General features: G+C 37.4%; 2 protein-coding genes. Both read right to left on the minus strand.

The annotated features are described in order from the left end of the window. Positions 1–258: 258 nt before the first annotated feature. Positions 259–1,077, minus strand: coding sequence for an ADP-ribosylglycohydrolase family protein (locus HQN90_RS37955; protein WP_173227981.1), 819 nt, complete (start codon positions 1,075–1,077; stop codon positions 259–261). 83 nt (positions 1,078–1,160) lie between these two features. Next, on the minus strand, positions 1,161–1,562 hold the full coding sequence (locus tag HQN90_RS37960) for a hypothetical protein (protein WP_173227982.1): 402 nt from the start codon (positions 1,560–1,562) through the stop codon (positions 1,161–1,163). Positions 1,563–1,753: the final 191 nt, after the last annotated feature.

Here is a 1,753-nt window from a genome sequence, read left to right on the forward strand (position 1 = left end):
CTCCTGATCTACGGATTACGCAAATCCTATGCGCTGCAATTTTTTTAAAAGAGACTGAGCCGCGTCTTATTTAGTGATGTCTTTTTCTTCGACTGCCAGCTTTCTAATTTTCATGGTAGTTTAATGCCCCACGATATATTTATTATGTGACTTTGTTGGCAACCCGAGATATTCTTCGACTAGATCGGCAATCGGATCAAATAAAAAAGCCGCCATTTAAGCGGATATTAATCGGACTATTTTCTTGTCACCAGACATTTATACTGAAATGTTGTACTTGTCATTGAATAATCCAATTATTTGCCTTAACTTGAGATCGAGTCTTAGCATTACTTCGGATATAATATCCTTTGGTATTTCCTTATAGTAAGCATGTGCAATACCACCTGTAATACAAGCTATCGTGTCACTGTCTCCACCAATTGATATAGCCTTTCTAATCGCATCTTCAAAATCTGTTGATTCTAAAAATGCAATTATCGCTTGTGGGACCGACCCCTGACAGCTTGGATCAAAAGCATAGTTTGGCCTTATGTCGTCTAGTCTTTGCTTGAGATTATACTTGAATCTCTGCTGAATAAATGATTGAATTTCATCTTTTGATTTATTATTTCTCGCTAGAAAGACTGCACAAGCTACGGCTTGAGCACCAATGATACCTTGCCTATGATTGTGGGTTACTAATGCTGATCTTCTGGACTCAATCATCACTTCTTCTAAAGAGCTAAAGGCAAATCCTATTGGGGACACTCTCATAGCTGATCCGTTTCCATAACTTCTGTATGGTTTGGGGTTGTTACTCAAAACCCATTCCTCAAACTTTTGACCATACCCAACGTTAGGATACCATCTAGCGTATTGCCTTAATTTATTAGCATATAATCTCTTGCTTGCGTAATAATCAAACAGCTTATTACTTTGTTTTTTCTTGTTTAGAATAGCATCAGCTATGGCTACTGTTAAAACAGTATCATCTGTAAATCTCGTGAACCTATCATAGAGTTTAAACTCAGTAGATTTGGTATTATGCCACTCAAAGACTGAACCAATTACATCCCCTATAACAGCACCTAACATAATCCACCTCTTGCCAAAGCCTTATTAACTTTTGCCATATTCTTATTATTCGAGAAGAAACTAATTTTTCATTTAAGTTATCTCTACTCAGTTCTAGGATTTGTGAATAAACCGATAATTTCAATAATCTCGGCTTCAGCAACACGTCTTGGTCCCTCCATGAAATATCCTTTAAGTCCTACTTTGATGTCATGAATATGTCTTTCCTTTCGTGCTTTAGGAAATAATATCCACATTCTAGCGGTGCCTAATTCTAATACTGAACGTGTCTCATTAATAATTATTTCTCCGTTCTCATCTTCGAACTCTGGGTGAATGACTCTCAACTCAATCCCTGTCTTTAAAAAATCATCTTCTAAAGCAAAATCACTTCTATATCCTTGTCGAGGAAGTATTTTCCTACCTCCTTCTTCTTGCGTAAAAAATCTATACTTCACTTTAAAATCAGGTGGAAACCCGCGAATTACTTCATTCGATATCCACAAATGAATACCCCCAAAAGTGTTTTATGAAGTTATTCTCTACATTAGAGTTATTTCCTTTATTTGTAACTAACCTGCCCGTTAGCCGTTCATGCAGCGCAAGACCAGCGCTGCACCACAGAGGATGAAAATGGATAAAATCCGTCAATACTTCTACTACGGCTGGGTGAGGAAGGTCGATCAACTATGGTGCG

This window comes from Paenibacillus alba, assembly GCF_013204855.1.
GTDB classification, from domain to species: Bacteria; Bacillota; Bacilli; order Paenibacillales; family NBRC-103111; genus Paenibacillus_E; species Paenibacillus_E alba.